Genomic DNA, 668 nt, shown 5'->3' on the forward strand with positions numbered 1-668 from the left:
GCAGCGGTACAGGCCGCGCTCGACGCCTTTGGGCAGCTTGACATCCTGTGCAACAACGCCGGCATCACCCGCGACGCGCGCCTGGTCAAGATGACCGAGGAGCAGTTCGACCAGGTGATCGCCGTCAACCTGAAGGGCGTCTTCAACATGACGCAAGCCGTCGCCCCGCACATGGTCGAGCGCGGCTACGGGCGGATCATTATCACGTCGTCGGTCGTGGGGCTGTACGGCAACTTCGGCCAGACCAACTACGTCGCCACCAAAGCAGGCGTGATCGGCATGACCCGTGTCTGGGCGCGCGAGCTGGGGCCGAAGGGCATCACCGCTAATGCCGTCGCGCCGGGCTTCATCGCCACCGAGATGGTCAAGACGATGCCGCAAGAGGTGCTGGACAGGTTCATCGGCATGACGCCCGCGCGTCGCCTGGGCGAGCCGGAAGACATCGCCAACGCCTTCCTCTTCCTGGCCTCGGACGAGGCGTCGTTCGTCAACGGGGCGGTGCTGAGCGTGGACGGCGGGCTGGTGATGTAGGGGCGCTGCCCCGCTGCCTGGCGTGGGGGCGTATCGCCATGCGCCCCCACGAAACGGGTGAAGGTGTTCCTGGTGTGCCCGGCGGGTGGAGTACAATAGAAACAAAAGGGAAAGGGACACACCTCTATCTCTAAACT

Annotated in this window: 1 protein-coding gene; it reads left to right on the top strand. The window is 64.8% G+C overall.

Annotated elements, in window-relative coordinates:
• Positions 1-531: SDR family oxidoreductase (locus ACMUOY_RS20395; protein WP_413894546.1), on the top strand; the 531-nt coding region annotated here is incomplete at its 5' end.
• Positions 532-668 lie beyond the last annotated feature (137 nt).

Source organism: Candidatus Skiveiella danica (assembly GCF_022705245.1).
Taxonomy (GTDB): domain Bacteria; phylum Pseudomonadota; class Gammaproteobacteria; order Burkholderiales; family Burkholderiaceae_C; genus Skiveiella; species Skiveiella danica.